Raw genomic sequence first — 24,045 nt, 5'->3', positions numbered from 1 at the left:
AAAACGAGTCTAGCAGAATGAATCTCTCATTTCTCCCCTACTAGTCCGTAATTCGTTGATACATTTCGGGTCTTCTATCTCGAAACAAGCCCCAGTTTAGGCGTTCACTTGCTCCCTTGTCTAGGTCATAAGTAGCTAACAGAACAGCTTCACCTTGTCTTTCAGCTCGCTCTAGAATAGCTCCTGTTTCATCCGTTATAAAGGATGAACCGTAGAAGTCAAGACTGGAACTCTGTCCACCATTTTCCTCACTTGGAGTGACTTCCTCTAAACCATAGCGATTGGCTGCGATAACTGGAACAATATTTGCTGCTGCGTGCCCTTGCATGGTACGTTGCCAATGACCACAACTATCTGTATCCAAAATCGGCTCTGAACCGATGGCTGTTGGATAAAAGAGCAATTCAGCACCATTCAATGCAAGACAGCGCGCTGTTTCAGGGAACCATTGATCCCAACAGATACCGATCCCAATCTTGGCATAGCGAGTATCCCAGACCTTGAAACCAGTGTTGCCAGGCGTGAAATAGAACTTTTCTTGATAATAATGGTCATCTGGTATGTGGGTCTTTCGATAAACACCCAGCACTTCCCCATCTGCATCAATGACAGCAATAGAGTTATACAAGACATTGCCATCTTTTTCATAGAAACTGATTGGTAAAACGACCTTTAGTTCTTTAGCAAGGACTTTAAAATGCTGAATAGCTGTATTGTCTGTCATCGACTGGGCATGCTGGTAGTAGTCATACTGACGTTCCTGACAGAAATAGGGACGTTCAAACAACTCAGGCAAGAGAATAATTTGTGCGCCTTGTTCTGCAGCCTGACGTACTAAACGCTCTGCGGTTTGGATATTTGTTGCCACATCCTTAGCGCATTGCATCTGAATGGCTGCAACTCTTACATTTCTCATCTTTTTCTCCTATTCTGGGATTTGTTGGGTGATACAGTGAATATTTCCACCACCTAAGAGAATATCTCTGGCTGGTATTCCGACAACTTTACGGTCCGGGAAACACTTACTGAGGATATCTAAGGCTACTTGGTCGTTTACATCCTCAAACTGGGGAACAAGGACAGCCTTGTTGGCGATATAAAAGTTTACGTAGGAAGCTGCTAGTCGTTCACCAGCGTATCGCTCTTCTTCTCCTTCTTCATAGATGTAGCCTGGCAAATCTTCTTCTGTCACAACTTGTCGAACTGCAGGGATAGGCAATTTATGAATAATGAAGGGACGACCTTTTGCATCTGTCTCTTGCTCTAAGAGTTCGAGATCTGCTTTTGACATGGCATATTGAGGATCACTTTCGTCGTCCGTCCAAGCCAAGACAAGCTCAGCAGGAGCAACAAAGGCAGCAACATTGTCAACGTGTTCATTGGTTTCATCCTGATAAATACCATAAGGAAGCCAGATAACTTTTTCAGCTCCAAGGCACTCTAATAAGGTATTTTCGATTTCCTCTTTACTTAGATGAGGATTGCGACCAGGACTAAGCAAGCAACTTTCAGTTACGAGAATGGTTCCTTGACCATCGCTATGGATTGCTCCGCCTTCTAGTACAAAGGGTTTGGCATCATAAACAGGCATTTCCAAGGCCTCAGCAAAACGACTAGCTACTTGGTTATCGGCTTCGTAGTCTTGGTAGAGACCATCAACAGCACCACCCCAAGCATTGAAAGACCAATCAACTGCCAACTTTTCTCTTTTATCATTGACAAGAATAGTCGGACCTGTATCACGCGCCCATGCATCATTGGTGGGAATGTCTAAATAAATAACGCTGTCTCCAAGATAAGACCGGGCTTCAGCTAAGTAGTCTTGGCCCACCAAAAGATAAACTCTTTCCCCTTCTGCTATGATTTTTATAATCTGGCTGAAAGCTCTTTTGGCAGCCTTTCCTTGAAAGGGCCATGAACCTGGTCGAGTCGGCCATATCATGAGGGTACCATGGTGGGTTTCATACTCTGCTGGCATACGATAGCCTAATTTTTTGGGACTGTCCATCATGATAATCTCCCTTTAAAATCTTGATAGCCAAAGGCTTTGACTAAGCTGCAGTCTCCCTGTTCGTCCATGAGATAGAGACTTGGCAATCCAATACCATTAAAAGTATTATTTTTGACAAAAGAATAAATGGCCATGTCTTCGAAATAAAGTCTATCACCGATTTGGACTGGATTTTCAAAACTATAATCACCAATTACATCGCCCGTCAGACAGGTATTAGAAGAAAGTCTGTAGGTATGAGCTTTTTCCTGTGCCTCAAAGCCATTTCTCAAAGGTGGTCGATAGGGCATCTCAAGTACATCAGGCATATGGCAGGTCGCAGAGGCATCTAAAACCAAGATTTCCATGCCGTTTTCTACAATATCCAATACTTCAGTTGCTAGATAACCCGCATTGAGCGCAATGGCTTCACCCGGTTCGATATAGACTTCAAGATTGTAAGCTTCTTGGATACGCTTGATTTCTGAAATCAGCAAATCCACATCGTAACCTTCTCTTGTGATGTGGTGTCCGCCTCCCATATTGAGCCATTTGACCTCATGTAAGTAGGGACCAAACTGCGCTTCAACTGCTTTCAAAGTTGTCTCTAAATCATCCGAACCTTGCTCGCAAAGGGTGTGAAAATGAAGCCCATCCACCAAATCTAATAAATCACTCGGAATCTTGTCTAGAGTGACTCCAAAACGAGAACCTGGTGCACAAGGGTCATAGAGCGCGTGATCTCCTTGAGTTGAACACTGAGGGTTGATGCGCAAACCAACACTGACACCAGCCTCCCGACAACGGGCCCCATGTTTACGCAACTGTCTCTCAGAATTAAAGACAATGTGGTCAGTGATTTCAAGTAATTCTTCCATGTCTGAATCTTTGAAAGCAGGTGCAAAAACATGGACTTCACCAGGAAATTCTTCCCTTGCTAATTTAGCCTCATAGAGACCACTTGCAGTTGTGCCAGATAGATACTGGCTAATCAAGGGATAGGTTTTGTAAAGAGAATATGCCTTCTGGGCAAGCAAAACCTTGCAACCAGCTTCTTCTTGAACATAATGTAGGATGCGGCAATTGGCTTCTAACTTGGCTAAGTCAATGATGTAAGCTGGTGTGGGTACTTGTTCTAGCTTCATTAGTCCACCATTTGTGGATTTTCAACCACAACCCAAGGTAAACCATACTCATTCAAAGCTTCCATGAATGGATCTGGATCCAATTCTTCAAGGTTATACACTCCAGCTTGTTTCCAAGTACCGTTCATAACCAATTTTGTCCCAATCATGGCTGGAACACCTGTTGTGTAAGAAATGGCTTGTGAACCAACTTCTGCGTAACATTCCTGATGGTCGCAGACATTGTAGATGTAGATGGTCTTTTCAACGCCGTCTTTGACACCTGTAAAGATACAACCGATATTGGTTTTACCAACCGTGCGTGGACCAAGGCTGGCAGGATCTGGAAGCAAGGCTTTTAAGAATTGAATCGGCACGATTTCTTGGCCGTTAAAGTTAATGGTATCTGTACGAAGGAGTCCAACGTTTTCCAAGCATTTCATGTGTGTTAGATAAGATTGACCAAAAGTCATAAAGAAACGAATGCGTTTGACACCTGGAATGTTCTTGGCCAATGATTCAATTTCTTCATGGTGAAGGAGATACATGTCTTTTTGTCCGACCTGAGGGAAGTCATACTCACGCTTGATAGACATAGCTTCGACTTCGACCCATTTTCCATCTTCCCAGTAAGAACCTGGCGCAGAAACCTCGCGGAGATTGATTTCTGGGTTAAAGTTTGTTGCAAATGGATAACCGTGGTCACCACCATTACAGTCTAAAATGTCGATATAGTGGATTTCATCAAAATAATGTTTAAGGGCGTAAGCTGAAAAAACGCTGGTTACACCTGGGTCAAAGCCAGATCCAAGTAGAGCAGTCAGGCCTGCCTCTTTGAATTTCTCCTGATAAGCCCATTGCCATGAGTAGTCAAAGTAGGCTGTAAAACCAAGTTCCTTACAACGTTTCTCATAGATGGCACGCCACTCAGGATCTTCTGTATCCTCTGCCTCGTAGTTGGCTGTGTCGATATAGTGGACACCTGTAGCCAAACAAGCATCCATAATGGTTAGATCTTGATAAGGCAGAGCTACGTTCAAAACAGCTTCTGGTTTGTAGCTTTCAATCAGGGCAATCACTTCTTCTACCTTGTCAGCATCAAGAGCCGCTGTCTCAATCTTTGTACTTGTTTTACCTTCTAGCTTCGCTTTCAAGTCATCACATTTTGACTTGGTACGGCTAGCAATCATAATCTCTGTAAAGGTTTCGCTATCTTGACAAATCTTTGAAATAGCAACTTGGGCAACGCCCCCACATCCAATAACTAGTAAACGACTCATTTTTTTCCTTCCTCTTCTTCTAAAATGTCCTCAACATACTTAGGCAACATAAAGGCTCCCACGTGTAAGTTTGCAGTGTAGTATTCTGTGAAAAGCTGGCGTTTTTTCCAGCCTTCCTTGTCAAAATCTTTGACAGGGTGGTATTTTTTCGATGCAAATCCAAACAACCAATAGCCAGCTGGGCTAGTTGGAATATGGGCCTGATAGACCCGACTGATTGGAAAGGCTTGATTAACCTTACGGTGCATGCTTCGGCAAGCTGACTCATCCTCGTCAAAGAAGGGACTCCCATGCTGGTATATCATGATGCCGTCTTCCTTCAGAGCTCGATAACTGTTACCGTAAAATTCCTTGGTAAAGAGCCCTTCCGTATGTCCAAATGGATCAGTGGCATCGTTGATGATAATATCGTAGTCATCTTCACAGTTTCGCAAAAAGCGTAGCCCATTTTGATAGTAAATGGTGACACGAGGATCATCTAGCCCCGCAGCAAAGTCTGGGAAATACTCACGACAGACTTCAACCAACATCTCATCTGGTTCCACAATATCGATTTGTTCAAGCTCAGGATAGAGAGTTAATACTTGGGCAACACCGCCGTCGCCACCCCCAATAACCAAGACTTTCTTTGGATTGGGATGCACAGCCATGGGAACGTGGACGGTCATTTCATTATAGACAAAATCATCCGCATCTGAAAACAAGACGTGCCCATTTAAAATCAGTATTTTCCCAAAAGCTGGGGTATCCAAGACTTCGATATCCTGCCATTCACTTTTACCAGCGTAGAGTTGCTTGGCTGTTCGCAGGGACAATTTGACATCTGGAGTATGAACTTCAGAAAACCATAAATCCATCTAGTTCTCCTTTCTTTTAATAACGTTGATGTGATTGACATCTGGGTCTTCCGTCCCTTGGAGGGAGCAACCACGTTCCTTGGCAAATTGGATATAGTCGACAATTTCTCGTGTAATGCGTTCTCCAGGAGCCAAGATAGGAATTCCTGGAGGATAGCACATGACAAATTCTCCACAGACTTGTCCAACAGATTCGTCTAAAGACAAACTTCTTCTTTCTGAATAGAAGGCTTCCTGAGGAGATAACACCAATTCGGGCTGAATATATTCTCCTGCTATCAAGTCCTTCCCATCTCTTGAATAGAGTCTCTTGATATCAGCCAAAGCACCGACTAAGCGCTCGATGTCTTGGATACGGTCACCAATCGAAATATAGGCCAAGATATTGCCAATATCACCAAACTCGATCTGAATGTCGTATTCGTCTCGTAGGAGGTCATAAACCTCGATACCTGTTAAGCCAATACCCTGAGTGTAAACTGACAGCTTGGTCACGTCAAAATCGCAAACGGAAACACTATCTATTAACTCTTTTGAGTAGGCATAGTAGCCACCGATAGCATTGATTTCACGACGAGCATACTCAGACAGTTCAATGACCTTTTCAAACGACTCTTTACCACGAAGGGCCAAGTTGCGACGCGAAATATCCAGACTAGCCATCAACAGGTAAGAAGCAGATGTTGACTGGGTCAGGTTGATTATCTGACGAACGTACTCAGGATTCATCTGCTCCCCGATTAAAAGAAGCGAACTTTGGGTCAAACTCCCACCAGACTTATGCATGGAAACTGCTGCTATATCAGCCCCTGCATCCATAGCAGAAATTGGAAGTTTATCAGTAAAATGTAAGTGCGCTCCGTGGGCCTCATCTACCAAAACTATCATGCCAGCTTCATGAGCCATTTCTGTCAACCCTTTTAGGTCTGAACAGATGCCGTAGTAAGTAGGATTGTTAATCAAAATGGCCTTGGCATCTGGATGGTCCTTTATGGCCTGTGCTACTCGGTCATTTTCAAGACCTAAAGCGATACCAATCTTAGGATCTACACTCATCTCGATATAGATGGGAATGGCACCACATAGAACCAGCGCATTGATGGCAGATTTGTGGACATTTCGTGGCAGAATAATCTTATCTCCTGCCTTGCAGGTTGCCAGAATCATAGTCTGCACCGATGAAGTTGTTCCACCAATCATGAGAAAAGCATGGCTAGCTCCAAAAGCATCTGCAGCCAGCTCCTCTGCATCCCGAATAATCGAAATGGGGTGACCAAGATTATCCAAGGGTTTCATCGAATTAACATCAATGCCAACACATTTTTCACCTAACAGTTCGACAAGTTCTGGATTTCCTCGTCCACGCTTGTGACCTGGAACATCAAAGGGAACAATCCTTTTCTTGCGTAACTTCACCAAGGCCTCATAAATTGGGGCTTGGTTTTGATCTAACTTCTTCAAGACTTACTCCTTTACCGTATTTTTAGTGCCTCAAGAAGATAAAGGCGACTAAAGGTTGACTCATGAAAAAAGAGCAGGTTTTCACCTGCTCTGCAATCTTCTGACGTTTTTATGTTTGTTTCTGTTGAGTATGTCTGTTCCCGATGTTTCCTAACTCTCTAGTAGCAAATATTACGTACTTTATTGATCGTTTCACAAGATGACGTGTGCTTTCACCACACTAAAAATTCATGAATTAGGACAAGTGTCCTAACATCAACTTATAAAAGTAGGCTTTTAACCCTATCAATAATGTGGTTTTTCAACCACGCTTCGGCATTCAACCCTGCCTGTCCGTAGGCATTTTTTACTCGGGTTTATATTTGCTAGAAAACATCATCTCATTTTCTAAGCTTTATTACTATATCATGTTTCCAAGAACTTGTAAAGCGTTTTACGAAAAAAATATAAAAAAGTTCGCAAAATATTTGGATTTTATTTGATTTAATACTAATTATTCTCTTGTAAACGATTATAAAGTGAACAAAATGTTTATCGTATTTAATTTAACATTTTTTATGCAATTCTATACTCATTACCCTCGGTGTTTGATTTATCAGAAAAATGTTGAAATTTCTACATCATTAGAATCGTGCAACTTTTTTCAGATACTTTTAAAAGATTGATTTCCTTATATTTTTCCTTTATACTGGATAAAAAGGAGAATAATATGTCAGAAACAAATCACGAAATTGATTCAAACTTTGCAGGTCGTTTAAATATTCTGCGTGCGGGTGTTCTTGGTGCCAATGATGGAATTATTTCCATTGCTGGTGTGGTTATCGGGGTTGCCAGTGCTACCAGCAATATCTGGATTATCTTTTTATCAGGGTTTGCGGCTATCCTAGCTGGTGCCTTTTCAATGGCTGGTGGAGAATATGTATCTGTTTCAACTCAAAAAGATACCGAGGAAGCGGCCGTTGCGCGTGAGCAACTCTTGCTAGACCAAGATATGGAACTAGCCAAAAAATCCCTCTATGCTGCCTATATCCAAAATGGAGAATGTGAAACCTCTGCCCAGCTCTTGACCAATAAGGCCTTTCTGAAAAATCCACTCAAGGCTTTGGTTGAGGAAAAATATGGGATAGAGTATGAAGAGTTTACCAATCCTTGGCACGCTGCTATCTCTAGCTTTATTTCTTTTTTCCTTGGTAGCTTACCACCAATGCTTTCAATTACCATTTTCCCAAGTGAATACCGCATCCCTGTTACTGTCCTTATCGTCGGTGTGGCTCTTCTTCTCACTGGTTATACTAGTGCCAGACTTGGAAAAGCTCCAACCAAAACAGCTATGATTCGGAACCTTGCTATTGGTCTCTTGACTATGGGAGTAACCTTTCTGCTAGGACAACTTTTCAGCATTTAGAACATAAGAAATACCTCGATTTTGAAGTCGAGGTATCTTTTTTTACATTTGCACAATCTTGCGATAGCTTCTTGAAGTAACCATGAAAATCAGCACATAGGCGATGAGGAAGATAGCGCAGATAGACAAGGTCACAATCAACATCATATTCGTATCTATTACACCAATCACTTTTAAAATCAGGCTAAGCATATGGTAGGCAAAGGCTAGATGTATGAAGGCAAAAAGCAAAGGAAGGAAGAAAACAGTTAAAACCTGTTTGTTGATGGTTTGCTTGATTTGCTTTTGATCTAAACCAACTTTCTGCAAGATAATAAAGCGTTCACGATCTTCATAGCCTTCAGAAATTTGTTTGTAGTAGATTACCAGAACGGTTCCGACCATAAAGATAATGGATAGGAAAATACCGATAAAGAAGACACCACCAAAGAGGGCACTCATCTGAGCACTAGCATCTGCTAGATTACTACCGTAAACATAGCTACCTTCCGTGTTTAATTGAGCATTAAACTGATTGAGGTATTTATCATATTCTTCAGCGACCTTGAGTTGTTCTTCTTCGTTGGCATTTACATTCATACCACCGTAAAACTGATTATAGATAGCCGAATCTGGAAATTGGTCAAAAAAGGCTTGTAAATTAGGTACAACAAGGTAATTGTAATCAGCAGTCAAAATATTAAACTGATTTGGAACATGGTTTACAATGAAATCTTTAGTAAATTCTTCTTTGACAGAAAATTGATGATCATTTAGAGTTAGAGCTTTCTGTTCTTTAACTCCCTCATTCTTTGCAAAGAGTCCGACCTCATTTCCTGATAGAGACAGTTTTTGGCCAGTCATATTTTCATAATCTTTTTGGTCAAATACCATGAAAACTGTTGTGGGTTGGACACGATTTTGTCCTTTTTCAAAAAGGGTTAACTTGCTACCTTCTTGGTTTGCAACACCAAAGTAAGCGTAACGAAGAACTTCTTTCTCTTTAATCTTATAACCTTTGTCACTTGCAAACTGGCTCAAGAGTTTGTCCAAATCTTCTTTTTCAACATTTTGCCCTGAAACCCCAAAATCATGAGGATTCAGAACTTTTTTAAAGCTTTCTGAAGCATTGAAAATGCTTGTCGCTGCAGACATGGTCACCAAAACCATTGTTGACAAGATAGCGATAGTTGCTAGTCCAACTGCATTTTTCTTCATACGGAAAATCAAGTTAGACACTGAGATAAGGTTATTTGGTTGGTAATAATATTTCTTGTTTTTCTTTAAGATTTGTAGGAAAACGGTAATACCTGCATTGAACAAGAGATAGGTCCCAAAGATAACCAGTAAAACAGCTAGGAAGAAAGTTGTTAGGGCTGTAAGAGGATCTTTCACCGTAAGGGCAAGATAATAACCAATCCCTAAACTAATGGAACCGAGAATAGTTTGGAGAGGAAGGAAACGACCTCTTTTCTCTCCGCTTGCTTTCTCACGCGAGAGCTGGAGGGCATTCATACGGGCGATTCGAAGGGCATTCAGGAACATGAGGCCTAGGAAAATCAATCCAAAGACAACAAGTACTGCAATAACAACATTCATTTGGAAGGTAGCGACCAGCTCAACCTTCAATTTCATCAGTTTGAGCAAGAAAGCGAAAATCAACTTGTCAAACAAGGCTCCAATACCGATACCTGCACCAACAGTTAGAATTCCAAATAGCACCAACTCCTTAAAGCTCATACTAATCAGATGGCGCTTTTCCAAGCCCAACATGCCATAAATCCCTAGTTCCTTGGAACGGTTTTTCATGACAAAACTATTGGCATAGAGGACGATAATGGCTGACGCAAGGGTGACGACAAACATACCAAATCCAAGAGTAGCTTGAATGGTTGTCCCTCCACGGATTTCCGCAATCTTTGGATTGAAAGTTAGGGAGTAAAAGAGATAGGTGACAGTGACTGCCAAGAGAACAGCCAACGCAAAAGGATAGTAGAGTTTGCGGTTTTTAATCAAGTTCGATACCGCTAACTTATTGGTTAATCGAAACATACTAATTCACCTCGCTTGCCATGACAGTCAAGGTATCAGAGATTTCTTGGAACATCTGACGCTCTGTCTTCTCTCCACGGTAGATTTGGTTGTAAAGAATGCCGTCCTTGATAAAAAGCACACGCTTGGCCCTGCTAGCTGCTGCTGTGGAGTGGGTTACCATGAGAATGGTTTGGCCGCGCTCATTGATTTCATCAAAGACATCAAGTAAGGCTGCAGACGACTTGGAATCAAGGGCTCCTGTTGGCTCGTCTGCAAGGAGAATTTCAGGTTCTGTGATAATGGCGCGGGCTACTGCTACACGCTGTTTCTGACCACCAGAAATCTCATAAGGGTACTTCTCTTGCAATTGGTTGATACCTAGATTCTCAGCTGTCACCACCAATTTCTTCATCATCTCCGTAATAGGTCTTCTTGACAAGACAAGTGGAAGCAAGATATTATCCTTAACAGACAGGGTATCTAGCAAGTTAAAGTCTTGGAAGACAAAGCCCAACTTTTCACGACGGAAGCTTGAAGCCTGTGAGTTTTTAATGGTTGCAGTGTCTGTTCCATTCAGGTAAACCTGACCACGAGTTGGTTTATCCAGCATAGCTAGAATATTGAGAAGAGTTGATTTACCAGAACCAGACTCACCCATGATGGCAACGTAGTCACCCTTTTCCACGGTAAAGTGAATATCCTTGAGGGCCTCAACTTGGTTGCCCTGAAAACGTGTTTTATAAATTTTTTGAACGTGTTTTACATCTAAAAGTGTCATGAGAATCTCCTTTCTTAATATCCCATCAAATGAAATGTTGCTTGCATCATAGCGCATCCCAGTTGAACACGCTCGATTTCTTTGTGACTTGGTTTTCTTGTTTTCTTCTGTAAGATTTGTTTCATGATGTTACTCCTTTGTTCTTTATGAGTCTAGTTTACATCAAAAAAAGACCGCTTGCCATAACCTAACCTTACAAAAGAGACTTTAATCTTACATTTTTGTAAGATTGGGGGAAATGTAGACAAAATTACTTATAAAATGATTTGATTTTCTATTTTTAAAATTGTAAAATATAAGTGTGAAAAGGCTTACTTTGGAAAGGAGGAAGCGGGAACTAACATTTGAGTAAGCTTACCTAGATAACACACCATTAAATTTAACACTTGCAAGTCGTTCAACCTATAAGGAAAGAAGGTGCGCTTTAATGAAACACAAAGAACATATACTCATCGGACTTCTCTATCTCCTCTCTCCATTCATCGGTCAGCTCTTAGTTGAAAAGACACACTTTATCGGTACACAATTTACAGCTACTGCTTATGCTATTTGCTGGCTATCAGTTGTTATCAGTATCCATCATTTATCAAAAAATGTATTGACTCAGCATGAAAAATCAGATTAGAAATCTAAGTTCAAAATATTATTTTTAATTTGTATATGAGGCTGAGAAAATCTTATTAAAAGTAAAAAAGCTTTAAATCAAGCAGTTTAGACTATTGATTTAAAGCTTTTTTCTTATTTCAAATCTTTTGAAGAACCTCACCAAAACCATCCATCATTTTCTTCAATAGCTTGAGCTTCTTTGCGTTTGCGTGGGCCTGTTCCGTACATTTCTGCTTCGATTTCTTCCTTGGTTGGCATGACAGAAGCTAGGATGATATAGATAATCACGCCAAGTCCAAAGTTTGCGACTGTAAAAATGGCAAACAAGAAACGAACAAGGGTAACATCAAAGTTCCACTTGTCTGACAGACCTGCCAAAACTCCTGAAATCATGCGATTTCGTCTCATTTTATAAAATTTACTATTCATGATATTTCCTCTTTCTGCTAGGTTAGACATAGTATATCACGGGTAGGCTCGGCTTTCATCAGTCCTCAGGCTGATTTATTAGTAGCAATTTACCTCGACAAAGTCCACAGCGATAGCGTTTGGTATCAATCCTACGCTTGCGCTGATACCTTTGCTGGCAGGATTGACAACGATAAAGTTTGAGTGGTTTAGAGTGGCTATTTGTCAAGGAGGGCACAAAGCGTAATCCATCCACTGCTTTCAACAGTTCCTTAAAATCCCTATCCTTGTGTTGATAGCCCTTCCCTTGAAAATAGAGGTGATAGTGACAGAGTTCATGGCGAACAATTTTCCTAAAAACATCCAGACCCAGTTCCTGATAAACCTTGGGATTAAAATCCAAATGCCCATCTTTTGGGAAAAATCGTCCACCTGTCGAACGTAGACGAGAATTCCACTGGACATGATGGATAAAAGGTCTGCCAAAGTCTTCTAGTGAAACCTGCTTAACATAATCAGTCAGTTTCATTTGGAGCTAGAAGCGACAGATTAACTTTTTCACGTTCAGTATCAATTTTCTTAACCCAAACGGTAACCAAATCTCCGACGGATACCACTTGACTAGGATGTTTGATAAATTTTCGACTCATATGAGAAATATGAATCAAGCCATCCTCATGAATTCCGATATCAACAAAAGCACCGAAGTCAACGACATTACGCACCACACCCTCTAGCTTCTGACCAACCACTAAATCCTTGATATCTAGGACATCTTGGCGAAGCACAGGTGCATCAAAGGAATCACGGAAATCTCGACCTGGTTTGAGAAGATCTGCAATGATATCTTTAAGAGTTTCTGGACCAAGGTCTAGCTCTTGTGCCATTTCCTTGATTGATAGCGACTTGAGTTTGCCTTGTGCCTCTTCATTCAAGTTCTTGATATCCAAGCGTTTGAAGAGTTCCTTAACGGCAACGTAATTTTCTGGGTGAACTCCTGTATTATCAAGGATATTGCTACTTTCAGGTATACGAAGGAAACCAGCTGCCTGTTCAAAAGCCTTGGCCCCCAGACGAGGAACCTTCTTGATTTGAGCGCGTGAAGTGATTTTTCCTTCTTCCTCACGGTATTTGACGATATTTTCAGAGATAGTTTTATTAAGTCCAGCTACATGGGAAAGAAGAGCTGGGCTGGCCGTATTGATATTGACACCGACTTGGTTCACCACGGTATCCACGACAAAATCCAGACTTTCAGACAATTTCTTCTGGCTGACATCGTGCTGGTACTGGCCAACACCGATTGACTTAGGATCGATTTTGACCAATTCCGCAAGGGGATCTTGCAAACGACGAGCGATAGAAATTGCCGAACGCTTTTCAACGGTCAAGTCTGGAAACTCCTGACGAGCAAGTTCGCTGGCAGAATAGACAGAAGCACCACTTTCATTTACGATGACATAACTAACCTCAGGAAAATCTTTAAGAACTTCCGCCACAAAGGCTTCACTTTCACGACTAGCCGTTCCATTTCCGATGGCAATAATCTCTACACCGTATTGACCAATCAAGTCTGCCAAATCTTTCTTGGACTCTTCGATTTGACGAGCTGATGCTGGTTTAACAGGATAAATAACCTGAGTTGTCAGCATTTTTCCTGTTGCATCAACGACAGCTAACTTGGCACCTGTACGAAAGGCAGGGTCAAAACCAAGAACCACGCGCCCTTTCAGAGGAGCAACCAAGAGCAGATTGCGCAGATTGTCAGAAAAGAGTTGAATAGCTCCCTCTTCTGCCTTTTCAGTTAATTCTGTACGAATACGGCGCTCGATAGCAGGCAAAACTTTTTTCTTAACTGACTGCTGAACAACTTCATCAATATAGGTATTTTTTACCTTGAAACGAGCAGCAAAGAAGGCAAGAATACGGTCTGTTGCATGTTCAAAACCGACCTTCAAGACACCTAGCTTCTCCCCACGATTAAGGGCCAAGGTACGATAACCCTGCATATTTCCAACTGTCTCTGAAAATTCATAGTAAATCTGAAAAACCTGCTTTTCATCAAGACTTTCATCCTTGACTTGAGAAGTGAGTTTAGAGTGTCTCAGCACCTCCTGATAAGTCATGGAACGCAAGGTCACATCTTCCGATAAGGCTTCAACCAAGATATCAACTGCACCAGCCAAGGACTCCTTACCAGTCGCAAATCCTTCACAGACAAACTTTTCAGCCTCTTTTTCTAAATCAGCTACATTCTGCAAAATCAAGCGAGCAAGTGGGAATAGTCCGGCTTCACGGGCAATAGTTGCCTTGGTTCGACGCTTTTCCTTGTATGGAAGATAGAGCTCTTCAACATCTGCTAGTTTTTCGGCTGCTAAGATTGCTTCTTCCAACTCCTTTGTCAACTTGCCTTGTTCTTGAATTTTAGCCAAGACAGCTTCCTTACGGTCGTTGAGGTTAGTCAAACTTTTATCCAAGTCAATAATGGCCTTAATCGCCACCTCATCCAGACTACCAGTCATGTCCTTACGATAACGTGCGATAAAGGGAATAGTAGCCCCTTCAGCTGTCAAACTTAGAACGGTATCAATTTGCTTTAACGTCACTCCCAAATCATGGGAGATTTTTTCATATTTTTTATCCATGAATCTATTATACCACAAGCTAAACGTTTCAAATTAGCTCTTACAGTATTTAAAAACAATATGTGGGGAATAGTTTTATATTCTATAGTGCAATAACTTGTACTTAGAGAGTATTGCCACCTTTTTTTAACCAATCCATGACATCAAAAGTATTTAATGGATCAGACATAATAGCCAGTTCTGGAAGATGTTCCTGACCTGGAATAACACATTGACTTTTCAAATTTTTATATGGACGATTGACTAAAATTAATTTATTAGAATAAGGAAGATTATCCATCTTACTTAAAATTTCTTCACTAGCTGAATCTCTATTATCAAATTTAAAATATAGATTATCCCAATTTATGCGTTTTTTTCTTTTTTCCCACTTAGTCCGTGCTTCTTCAATACTAGAATAATGTAGAAAATGAATATCTATATCTCCTAAGTGCCCCAAAGGATAAACTTCATGGGTCCAGCTCGGTGAAACAAGTTCCTCTTCGAAAACAAGTTCTTGTTCCATATAGTACCGAAAATCCTTTGTAAGTTTATAATAATCATCAGGGAGAATAAATAAACCAACAAAAGGTGTTCTATATTGAAAACCAAGTTGTTTATAAATTAATCCTCCAACACAATTATTACTTATAATCGTAAAATCTAATCTATCAAGGTCAAGAAAAGGGAAAATTCCTTTCTCTGCAGCTATCAACTTATGATAAACAATTTCAGAATCTAAATGTTCACCTTCATTTTTTAACCAAGCACTAAAATTTGCCAATTCTTGAATATATTGTTTTTTCGCTCTTTCTATATCATAGTTTTCTAAGACGGCGCAATCTTTGATTCTATTTTCATAATTTTCTAATATGATTTTGTAGGAATCTTTGAGAGGTTTAACATCTACAACAGGTTTATAGATATATGTTGGGAAATTAATATAGGTTGCAGTTTTAGAGTGAATATAAAGTCTCCAAATAAGGTTGTTTATATCAAATTGATTTATTTTTCGTAAAAGCTTACTATTGAATAATTTTCCAAATAATGAGCAATATTGTTTTCTAATTCGATGATCTGTATCATCCATCTTTTGCAAAACTTGAACATTCGTTAAATTTTCTGTCAACCAATTATCCCCCCAAGGATAAAAGTAAAATACTCCATCATTCAAATCAGCAAAATTACCAAGAACCACATCAGAATCGGATAATCTTATCGCATGATACATCTTTTCAAATGTCCAATCAAATAATGAATCATTTGAAGATAGAAACGTAATATAATCTCCTGTAATCATATCAGACAACTCAGCAAAAGAATTCTCATCTATAATCCTAATATTAAATGATAGATCCATCTGTTGGCTAATGGAAACTATTTCCTCTGTAGATTGATTTACAATAATAACCTCTATATCTTTTAATGTTTGTCTTTCCACTATTGACAAAGACTCTAATAAACTATTTCTGTCTCCTTGATGTAACAAAACAACACTAATTGAGTAAGTCAATTTGACTACCTCCCATAATTTTCTGCTAATGATTTTCTTTTTATTTTAATTATAGCACAAAAAATTTGGTGTTTACAAATGCTTGCCGTTGCTTGTTGATAGTTTATTTTCATAATTATCTTTGCCCGTATCATTGAGAAGGTTGCAATTTAATTCTAATAGTTTACAAAAGGATCAGTGATTAATTGTACTGTTTTTATTTTTTACAAAACGCTTTATAAAGCTATTTGTTGAAGTTAACGAATCAATTTTCAGAGCAAATAAAAAATCGCAAGCCTGAGCCTGCGGTGAGTGTAATCTATTTTGAAATTTTAAATAAAAAAGAGCATTTAAGCCCCTCCTTTGAAATAACGGACACTTGGCTGGTCGGTGTACCCAGCATCTCAGATACCTTTTTTCAAGGTGAGGCAGGAACCTTTCTGCCCTCAAATATCTTTCGTTAATGTTATTCTAGCACCATCTACTTTTTTTGTCAAACTTTCTCAATCTACCAGACTTAATCAGGCTTTATCAAGCTCTATTATTCGTTAGATACTCAATTTTAACTTTTCCCTTTTCCTCAAAATAATAGTATAATAGAGGTAGAATTTAGAATCGAGGTACACCTATGGCTGTAAAATTTACAAAACGAGATGACTTGGACAAGATGTTTGAAGAGTTTGCGAAACTCCCTGATTTGAAGCAGGTCACTTTCCCTGATGACAAAGAGAAAAAAGCCAAAGCAGAAAAGAAAAACTAGATGACTGCTTTCCAACAACTCCCATCTAGTGTGCTTCAGACTGGGGCTATTTTTCTCTCTATAATCATTGAAGCCCTACCCTTCGTTCTGATAGGAAGTATTGTCTCAGGGCTGATTGAGGTCTATATCACACCTGACAAGGTTTATCATTTTCTCCCTCGAAATCGTTGGGGGAGAATCTTTTTTGGCACCTTCGTTGGTATACTTTTCCCTTCTTGCGAATGTGGGATTGTCCCCATTATCAATCGTTTTCTGGAAAAGAAGGTCCCCAGTTACACGGCTGTTCCCTTTCTTGTAACAGCGCCTGTCATCAATCCTATTGTTCTCTTTGCGACTTATTCTGCCTTTGGCAACTCCTTCCACATCGCTCTGTTACGAGCTCTAGGGTCCATTCTTGTAGCTGTGATACTTGGGATTTTTCTAGGATTTTTCTGGCAAGAACCGATTCAAAAAGAAAATCGGTTGGCCTGTCATGAGCATGATTTTTCTCACTTGAGCTCTGCAAAAAAAGTTTTTCAGGTCTTTGTGCAGGCCATTGATGAATTTTTTGATACGGGACGCTATTTGGTATTTGGCTGTCTTTTTGCCTCTATGATACAGGTCTATGTTCCGACTCGTATTCTGACTTCTATCAGCGCAACCCCTCTTTTTGCCATCCTGCTCTTGATGCTGTTGGCCTTTCTTCTTTCGCTCTGTAGTGAGGCGGATGCCTTTATCGGTGCTTCTCTTCTCTCGAGTTTCGGCTTAGCACCAGTTCTGGCCTTTCTCGTCATTGGCCCAATGCTGGATATCAAAAATATTCTCATGATGAAAAATTACTTGAAAGCACGATTTATCAGTCACTTCATTATGATTGTGACTCTTGTCGTCTTAGTGTATTCTCTCTTGATTGGAGTCATCCTATGATTCGGTTTTTAGTTTTATCTGGCTATTTTGAATTGACCATTTATCTCCATCTGTCCGGAAAATTAAACCAGTACATAAACATGCACTATTCCTATCTGGCCTATATTTCCATGGTACTTTCCTTTATCTTGGCTATTGTTCAATTGTATATCTGGATGAAGCAAGTCAAAACCCACAGTCATCTGAACAGCCGATTAGCGAAGGTTACTAGTGTTGCTCTTCTGGCTATTCCTATTGTCGTCGGTTTAACTTTTCCAACTGTTAGCTTGGATTCTCAGACCGTTTCAGCCAAAGGATATCATTTCCCTTTATCAGAAGGAACGGATCAAGCCATTCAGACAAGTGAAGGGACGACGAGCCAATACTTGAAACCAGATACCAGTTCTTATTTTTCAAAATCAGCCTATGAAAAGGAAATGCGAACGGCGGCGGATAAATACTTGTCCCAAGATAGTATTCAGATCACCAACGAAAACTATATGGAAGTCATGGAAGCTATCTACGACTATCCAGATGAGTTTGAGGGTAAGACAGTCCAGTTCACAGGCTTTGTCTATAACGACCCCAGTCATGCCAATAGCCAATTTCTGTTCCGCTTCGGCATTATTCACTGTATCGCAGATTCAGGTGTCTATGGATTGCTGACCAAGGGAAATACCCGTCAGTATGAAAATAACACTTGGATAACGGCCAAAGGAAAACTGGTCAATCACTATCATAAAGAACTCAAACAAAATCTCCCAACCTTGGAAATCGATAGCTTTACCAAAGTCGATAAACCAGAGAATCCCTATGTGTATCGCGTGTTTTAAAAAGCAAACCAAGTTCATAAAAAACTCTAAGCAGGCAGAGCCTGCTAACTCATGACAGAAAAAGAAGTTTATCTTATAATGAAGATGAACAATACAAATCCATGATGTTTAATAGGGCTTTTCCTAGCCTGTATGTTAAACTGCATGAACAAGAGTCGTGAAATAACTCTAATATGCCTTGAGCATGAAAATATCTTACTAGTAGCCTCTTGTTCTATTGTTCAAATAGTTAACAGGAGGTTTTTATAATGGAAGTTATGATTGAAACTTGTTGTGGAATTGATGTCCACCAAAAGTCTATCGTTTGTTGTATTCTAGATGGTCCACTAGATAGCAATAAACCAAAGAAAATTCAGAAGAAATTCGGGACAACTACTGTAGCTCTTCACAATGCCTAAGATTGGATAGTATAGTTGCTTAGTTTAAAATAAGCAACTTATAATAAAGCTATGGCATTTAGATTACATCAAAGAAGGACACAGCCATATCGAGGCGGCCAAAGTTTTTGATGTAGGCGTCAGAACTCTCTTCATGTGGGAAAAGAAAGACGTGAGCAAGGACACTTAGAGCGGAAAAAGTGAGTCGTCAAAAAGCGGAAGATCTCTTTAGAAGAATTAAAAGCCTTTGTAGAGGCTCATCCAGACGCTTTTTTACGGGAAATTGCGGCACATTTTGATTGTGCTGTTCCTTCAGTATGGACAGCTTTAAAGCAAATTCATGTCACTTTAAAAAAAGACAACTAGCTTTAAGGAACAAGATCCAGAGAAAGTCACTGAGTTTCTTGATATTTTGAATAATCTAAAGATTTACCAGTCGTATATATTGACGAAACGGGAATAGACAGCTACTTCTATCGTCCTTATGCACGGACTCCTAGAGGGGAGAAAGTCTATGAAAAGATTAGCGGACGGCGTTTTGAGCGAACTTCAATTGTTGCAGGACAAGTAGACGGAGAGTTTATAGCTCCCATGATTTACAAGGAAAGTATGATGAGTGATTTCTTTGTGGAGTGGTTCAAAATGCAGCTCTTGCCTGCTTTGAATACACCTCATGTCATGCTAGTTTTCATCCCAAGCATATCTTGGATGAACTGTGCATCCAAGATAGACACTTTTTCTTACCTCTACAGCCTTATTCCCCAAATTTGAATCCTATTGAGCAAGCTTGGGCTATCTTGAAAAAGAAAGTGACGGATTTATTAAGGGAAGTTCCCAATATTTTCAAATATTTAGAGAGCTTTTTTAAAACTAAATGACTATAATACGAGGGATTTGATGATTTTTCTTGACGATAGAAGACTCAACGGCCATCATTTTAAAGCATATATTTATAATAGATTGAATCTAGAATAGTACACAACTAATTCTAAAACCTGTATAGAAATTAATTTGAATTCACTAATCTTTTTGTTCGTATCTTATTTCAATTCACTATATAACTCAGTTCCATAATAAAACACCTCAAAAGTTAGATTTTCTAGCTCTAACTTTTGAGGTGCAGCTCATTTATGTATGATAGTCTTTTGATTATTATTTCATTAAAAGAAAGAATACTTATTATGAATTTGGATCATCGAGACTACGGCCATGTAAACCTTTTTCACGTTGGACTTGACGTAGTTTCTCTGGTGTAACATCGTTTCCTTCTTCGTCCACAATTTTGATCCCTTCGATGTGGTGACGAACAGTGCGACGATAACCTTCGATGTACTCCTCACGTAGTTTGGCTTGTTCTACTTTTTCTTCTGGGGTCAAGCCTTCTGTTTTTTTCTTTTTGGCAAGCTCGTTAATACGATCAATTTTTTTAGGTTCCATGTTTCTCTCCTTTATGATAAGATTTAATCCGTTTAACAGATTTTATTTGGTATTGATTTGGTTAAAACGTGCAAGTTTAGCTGCTTTCTTGGTTAATTGCGACAAGATTGCCAAACGATTTTGACGGACTGCTTCATTTTCAGCCATAACCATAGTATTCTCAAAGAATGCATCAATAACTGGACTAAGCGCAAAAAGCTGTTTCAATTGCTGACTGGCAGTCCCTGACAAAACGAGTGATTCTACTGCTTCTGCCAAGGCTTTCTCTTCTTCATTCTCAAAGAGAGCTGTATCAACTGTAGCAACTCCTTCTGCCTTCTCAGCCAAGTTAAAGGCACGAGAAAGTGATTCAACAGATGGTTTGAAATCTTCTTCCTTACTTGCTTCTACGAGAGCACTTGCTGCTTCCAACATATCCGCCACAACAAAGTTTGACCCCGCAAGAACGGCTTCCTTAATATCTTTTGGAGTAGAGCCCATCATCTTATCAACACGAGCCTTGATAAAGTTCATAACTTCTGCTTTATTTTCATAAGTCAAGCTGTCAAATTTCAAAGCATAAAGGCTATCAATCAACTCATCCATAGCAATGTGCCAACCAAAGGCATCCAAGATACGAACCACACCTTGCGTCGCACGACGAAGGGCATAAGGGTCATTAGAACCTGATGGAATCAAGCCTACTGAGAAGAAACTCAAAATCGTATCCAATTTGTCTGCAATAGCTAGAATGGCTCCAACCTTGCTCTCTGGAAGTTCTCCTTCGGCTGATGTAGGCATGTAGTGTTCACGAATAGCAGCTGCTACCGCTGGAGTTTCCCCAGCAAGAAGGGCATATTTTTCACCCATAATTCCTTGGAGCTCGTCAAATTCGCCAACCATACCTGTCAACAAGTCAAACTTGTAAATGGCTGCTGCACGGGCTAGGTCAATCGTTTCATCCGCTGACAAGCCTGCTTTTTCTGCCAAGAGAATAGCAATCTGACCCGTACGAATCATGTGTTCACGAAGGGAACCAATTTTCTCATGGAAGGTTACATTGTTTAATTTTTCAACAAGATCTGAAATGACCAATTTTTGATCTTCACGCCAGAAGAATTCACCATCTTCCAAACGGGCTACCAAGACTTTTTCATTTCCTTTGATAACATTTTCCAAATACTCTGCATTTCCATTACGAACAGAAATGAAGTTTGGCAAGAGCTTGCCATCTTGATCACGAACAACAAAGTAACGTTGGTGTTCTTTCATCGAAGTTACCAAGACTTCTTCTGGAACCTCAAGGTATTTAGCATCAAAACTTCCCATAAAAGCAGTTGGGTATTCAACCAAGTTCAAGACTTCATTAAGCAAATCAGCATCAATTTCGATACGTACACCATGTTCAGCTTCGATTGCTTTAATTTGGTCAATAATCATTTGCTCACGTTCACGTGGATCTGCGATTACATACTGCTTACGAAGGTCTTCTTCATAGCTCAATGCTGACTGAATCTTGGTTTCTTGTCCCAAGAAACGATGACCACGGCTCACACGACCTCCCTTGATATCAAGGAAATCTAAATCAAACTCTTCTTCATCTAAAAGAACAGTTAAAGTGTGAACAGGACGGATGTATTCAAAGGTGTTGTTAGCCCAGTGCATGCTGACAGGGAAAGTCAAGGACTTCAAGACATCTACAACACCAGGAACAATGGCTTCAACTGCTTGACCAATTTCTTCCTTGGTAACATAGACATATTCTTCACCCTTGATTTCACGGAATTCGATATCTTCAACCGTCAAGCCTTTTCCACGGACGAAGCCTTGAGCTGCTTTAGTGAAGTTTCCATCGCTATCCAAGGCAATTTTCTTTGCTGGCCCCTTAAAATCTTCAGTCAAATCAGACTGTTTATCTGATAAACCAGTCACACGCACAGCCAAGCGACGTGGTGTTGAGAAGGTTTGAACAGCTTCAAAAGACAGGCGGTTTTCCTTGAGGAAGGCTGCCATTTTTTCGCCTAGTTGTTTTTCACTTGGTGTAACAACATAGGCTGGTAATTCTTCAAGACCGAGTTCTACTAATAAGTTTTTTGTCATGTTTTTTCCTTTACATTTTCTTCAATCTTTTTTGATATGCACCTTAAGTACTGGGGACGTAGCTAACTAACTTTGTGAGTCTGTATGGAAATCTAATGCAAAATTGATCAAGATTTCCAACAGTCTCATCAAAGTGGATTTAGCTGACTGATTTTTGAACCCAAGGTTTCAAAAATCCCCACATAACAGTACGGCGGTGCATATCCCTCTAGCAAGTCTTTGACTTGCCTTTAACGATTTTAGAGCACAATATTACTCACTATTCTGCGTCTTCTGCTAAGAGTTTAGCTCGTGTTGCTTCATCCAAAAGTGGGTAGCCTAGACGTTTGCGTTCTGCGACAAAGGTTTTGGCTACGATACGGGCCAAGTTACGGATACGAGCGATATAGCCTGCGCGCTCTGTTACAGATACGGCACCACGCGCATCAAGCAGGTTAAAGGTGTGTGAACATTTGAGAACATAGTCATAGGCGGGGTGAACCAAACCTTCTTCCAAAGCACGACCAGCCTCTTTTTCAAACTTATCAAAGTTTTCAAGCAACATTTCTTGGTCAGAAATTTCAAATGAATATTTTGAGTGCTCGTACTCAGGCTGAATAAAGATTTCTCCGTATTTTACACCATCGGCCCACTCAATATCATAGACAGAATCTACTTCTTGGATGTAAGAAGCCAAGCGTTCCAAACCATAGGTAACTTCCGCAGTCACAGGGCCAGTTGCCAATCCACCGACTTGTTGGAAATAAGTGAACTGAGTGATTTCCATACCATCAAGCCAAACTTCCCAACCAAGACCAGCTGAACCAGTTGATGGGTTTTCCCAGTTGTCCTCAACAAAACGGATATCGTGCTCCAAAGGATTGATTCCCAATTTTTCCAAAGACTCAAGGTACAGTTCTTGAATATTTGATGGAGAAGGCTTCATAACCACTTGGAATTGGTGGTGTTGGTAGAGACGGTTAGGGTTTTCCCCGTAACGACCGTCAGCAGGACGACGTGATGGCTCTACATACGCTGCATTCCATGGCTCAGGTCCGATAGCACGAAGGAAAGTGTAAGGGCTCATGGTTCCCGCACCTTTTTCATTATCATAAGCCTGCATAAGCATACAACCTTGGTCATTCCAAAATTGTTGCAAAGTAAGGATGATTTCCTGGAAAGTCAATTTTTTAGACATTGTTTACTCCTTTAATTTATATTATCTTTTTAGATTTATTTATCAAGCAACCAAGAAAAGGCTGGGTCCTGAAAAATATGACGTTTGGGAACAGTTTGTAAATTCTGATCGCATTCATCTATTGTACCTAATTTCAAAGCACAGACTTCTGGTATATTTTCTTGAACAGTGAAAATTTGACTATGACAGTTCTGGCAGTAATAACGCTGTTTTCCTGGAGAAGAACTATAGGAAACAAGCTTTTCTTTTCCATCCAATACTAGCTTTTCACTGCTAACTTTAGCATTAACTGTATAGGCAGACGCAGTTGCTTTCCGACAAAATGAGCAATGACAAAAAACTAATTCCGATAATTCCTCATCTAGAGTGTAGGTCACTGCTTTACATAAACAAGATCCTTTAAGCATGATGCTCCTTTCTACTTAGGCATTAGACGAATTCAAAAAGAACCGAATTTCA

At 40.1% G+C, this 24,045-nt stretch carries 23 protein-coding genes and 1 pseudogene; 8 read left to right on the top strand and 16 right to left on the bottom strand.

From position 1 onward, the window contains the following. Window positions 1–40: 40 nt before the first annotated feature. The 6 genes from aguB to QS39_RS07580 are packed head-to-tail and all read right to left on the bottom strand — an operon-like array spanning window position 41 to window position 6,712. On the bottom strand, window positions 41–916 hold the full coding sequence (aguB, locus tag QS39_RS07605; RefSeq protein WP_077805112.1) for an N-carbamoylputrescine amidase: 876 nt from the start codon (window positions 914–916) through the stop codon (window positions 41–43). 9 nt (window positions 917–925) lie between these two features. Beyond that, window positions 926–2,011 carry an agmatine deiminase gene (gene aguA / locus QS39_RS07600; protein WP_077805111.1) on the bottom strand — a complete coding sequence of 362 codons (1,086 nt, stop codon included), beginning with the start codon at window positions 2,009–2,011 and terminating at the stop codon, window positions 926–928. Beyond that, window positions 2,008–3,135: a carboxynorspermidine decarboxylase gene (gene nspC / locus QS39_RS07595; RefSeq protein WP_077805110.1), complete on the bottom strand. Its 1,128-nt coding sequence runs from the start codon at window positions 3,133–3,135 to the stop codon at window positions 2,008–2,010. The genes aguA and nspC overlap by 4 nt, the downstream gene beginning before the upstream one ends. Then, a complete protein-coding gene (locus QS39_RS07590; protein WP_000088773.1) occupies window positions 3,135–4,394 on the bottom strand; it encodes a saccharopine dehydrogenase family protein in 1,260 nt (419 codons plus the stop codon). The genes nspC and QS39_RS07590 overlap by 1 nt, the downstream gene beginning before the upstream one ends. Beyond that, complete coding sequence (gene speE / locus QS39_RS07585) at window positions 4,391–5,251, bottom strand: polyamine aminopropyltransferase (protein WP_000366713.1); 861 nt, start codon at window positions 5,249–5,251, stop codon at window positions 4,391–4,393. Before speE ends, QS39_RS07590 begins: the two co-directional genes overlap by 4 nt. Then, window positions 5,252–6,712 (bottom strand): aminotransferase class I/II-fold pyridoxal phosphate-dependent enzyme, encoded by a 1,461-nt coding sequence (locus QS39_RS07580; protein WP_077805109.1) that lies wholly within the window; start codon window positions 6,710–6,712, stop codon window positions 5,252–5,254. A gap of 709 nt (window positions 6,713–7,421) precedes the next feature. Here QS39_RS07580 and QS39_RS07570 point away from each other — a divergent pair. Next, window positions 7,422–8,117: a VIT1/CCC1 transporter family protein gene (locus QS39_RS07570; RefSeq protein WP_077805107.1), complete on the top strand. Its 696-nt coding sequence runs from the start codon at window positions 7,422–7,424 to the stop codon at window positions 8,115–8,117. Window positions 8,118–8,159: 42 nt separating this feature from the next. Here the strand turns inward: QS39_RS07570 and QS39_RS07565 are convergent, their stop codons facing one another. Further along, window positions 8,160–10,148 (bottom strand): ABC transporter permease, encoded by a 1,989-nt coding sequence (locus tag QS39_RS07565; protein ID WP_077805106.1) that lies wholly within the window; start codon window positions 10,146–10,148, stop codon window positions 8,160–8,162. A 1-nt stretch (window position 10,149) separates the two neighbouring features. Beyond that, entirely contained in the window at window positions 10,150–10,908 is a 759-nt protein-coding gene (locus QS39_RS07560; protein ID WP_000173372.1) for an ABC transporter ATP-binding protein, read from the bottom strand. Window positions 10,909–11,335: 427 nt separating this feature from the next. Here QS39_RS07560 and QS39_RS07555 point away from each other — a divergent pair, with 427 nt between their 5' ends. Continuing rightward, window positions 11,336–11,533, top strand: a complete 198-nt coding sequence (locus QS39_RS07555; RefSeq protein ID WP_077805105.1) for a hypothetical protein — start codon at window positions 11,336–11,338, stop codon at window positions 11,531–11,533. A 137-nt stretch (window positions 11,534–11,670) separates the two neighbouring features. Here the strand turns inward: QS39_RS07555 and QS39_RS07550 are convergent, their stop codons facing one another. The 4 genes from QS39_RS07550 to QS39_RS07535 all read right to left on the bottom strand — a co-directional run bounded on the left by QS39_RS07550 (window position 11,671) and on the right by QS39_RS07535 (window position 15,987). Further along, window positions 11,671–11,943 carry a PspC domain-containing protein gene (locus QS39_RS07550; RefSeq protein WP_004269704.1) on the bottom strand — a complete coding sequence of 91 codons (273 nt, stop codon included), beginning with the start codon at window positions 11,941–11,943 and terminating at the stop codon, window positions 11,671–11,673. Between the two features lie 58 nt (window positions 11,944–12,001). After that, window positions 12,002–12,451 (bottom strand): SprT family protein, encoded by a 450-nt coding sequence (locus QS39_RS07545; protein ID WP_077805104.1) that lies wholly within the window; start codon window positions 12,449–12,451, stop codon window positions 12,002–12,004. Then, a complete protein-coding gene (locus QS39_RS07540; RefSeq protein ID WP_077805103.1) occupies window positions 12,438–14,567 on the bottom strand; it encodes a Tex family protein in 2,130 nt (709 codons plus the stop codon). Before QS39_RS07540 ends, QS39_RS07545 begins: the two co-directional genes overlap by 14 nt. Before the next feature lie 103 nt (window positions 14,568–14,670). Beyond that, window positions 14,671–15,987 carry a DUF1919 domain-containing protein gene (locus QS39_RS07535; RefSeq protein WP_257617750.1) on the bottom strand — a complete coding sequence of 439 codons (1,317 nt, stop codon included), beginning with the start codon at window positions 15,985–15,987 and terminating at the stop codon, window positions 14,671–14,673. Between the two features lie 302 nt (window positions 15,988–16,289). Here QS39_RS07535 and QS39_RS10850 point away from each other — a divergent pair, with 302 nt between their 5' ends. From QS39_RS10850 to QS39_RS11180, 6 genes and pseudogenes are all read left to right on the top strand, one after another. Beyond that, window positions 16,290–16,502, top strand: coding sequence for a hypothetical protein (locus tag QS39_RS10850; RefSeq protein ID WP_142761254.1), 213 nt, complete (start codon window positions 16,290–16,292; stop codon window positions 16,500–16,502). 164 nt (window positions 16,503–16,666) lie between these two features. Beyond that, complete coding sequence (locus QS39_RS11385) at window positions 16,667–16,798, top strand: SPJ_0845 family protein (protein ID WP_000268685.1); 132 nt, start codon at window positions 16,667–16,669, stop codon at window positions 16,796–16,798. Further along, a complete protein-coding gene (locus tag QS39_RS07525; protein WP_077805102.1) occupies window positions 16,799–17,704 on the top strand; it encodes a permease in 906 nt (301 codons plus the stop codon). Beyond that, window positions 17,701–18,516, top strand: a complete 816-nt coding sequence (locus tag QS39_RS07520; RefSeq protein ID WP_077805101.1) for a TIGR03943 family putative permease subunit — start codon at window positions 17,701–17,703, stop codon at window positions 18,514–18,516. Before QS39_RS07525 ends, QS39_RS07520 begins: the two co-directional genes overlap by 4 nt. A 248-nt stretch (window positions 18,517–18,764) precedes the next feature. Then, a complete protein-coding gene (locus QS39_RS11055; RefSeq protein ID WP_180375019.1) occupies window positions 18,765–18,914 on the top strand; it encodes a hypothetical protein in 150 nt (49 codons plus the stop codon). A gap of 40 nt (window positions 18,915–18,954) precedes the next feature. Then, window positions 18,955–19,771, top strand: a pseudogene (locus QS39_RS11180) (IS630 family transposase). Window positions 19,772–20,072: 301 nt separating this feature from the next. Here QS39_RS11180 and QS39_RS07505 read toward each other — a convergent pair. The 4 genes from QS39_RS07505 to QS39_RS07490 all read right to left on the bottom strand — a co-directional run bounded on the left by QS39_RS07505 (window position 20,073) and on the right by QS39_RS07490 (window position 23,993). Next, entirely contained in the window at window positions 20,073–20,330 is a 258-nt protein-coding gene (locus QS39_RS07505) for a DUF896 family protein (RefSeq protein ID WP_077805100.1), read from the bottom strand. Window positions 20,331–20,372: 42 nt separating this feature from the next. Continuing rightward, window positions 20,373–22,409 (bottom strand): glycine--tRNA ligase subunit beta, encoded by a 2,037-nt coding sequence (glyS, locus tag QS39_RS07500; RefSeq protein ID WP_077805099.1) that lies wholly within the window; start codon window positions 22,407–22,409, stop codon window positions 20,373–20,375. Between the two features lie 259 nt (window positions 22,410–22,668). After that, the gene (gene glyQ / locus QS39_RS07495) at window positions 22,669–23,586 is read right to left on the bottom strand and encodes a glycine--tRNA ligase subunit alpha (RefSeq protein WP_023941248.1); all 918 of its coding nucleotides are present in this window, start codon (window positions 23,584–23,586) and stop codon (window positions 22,669–22,671) included. A gap of 35 nt (window positions 23,587–23,621) precedes the next feature. Next, window positions 23,622–23,993: a GFA family protein gene (locus QS39_RS07490; RefSeq protein ID WP_023942504.1), complete on the bottom strand. Its 372-nt coding sequence runs from the start codon at window positions 23,991–23,993 to the stop codon at window positions 23,622–23,624. Between the last annotated feature and the right edge of the window lie 52 nt (window positions 23,994–24,045).

Source organism: Streptococcus mitis, assembly GCF_002005545.1.
GTDB classification, from domain to species: domain Bacteria; phylum Bacillota; class Bacilli; order Lactobacillales; family Streptococcaceae; genus Streptococcus; species Streptococcus mitis_I.
Note: the sequence above shows the minus strand (reverse complement) of the source record. Positions and strands in the feature narration are given on the sequence as shown.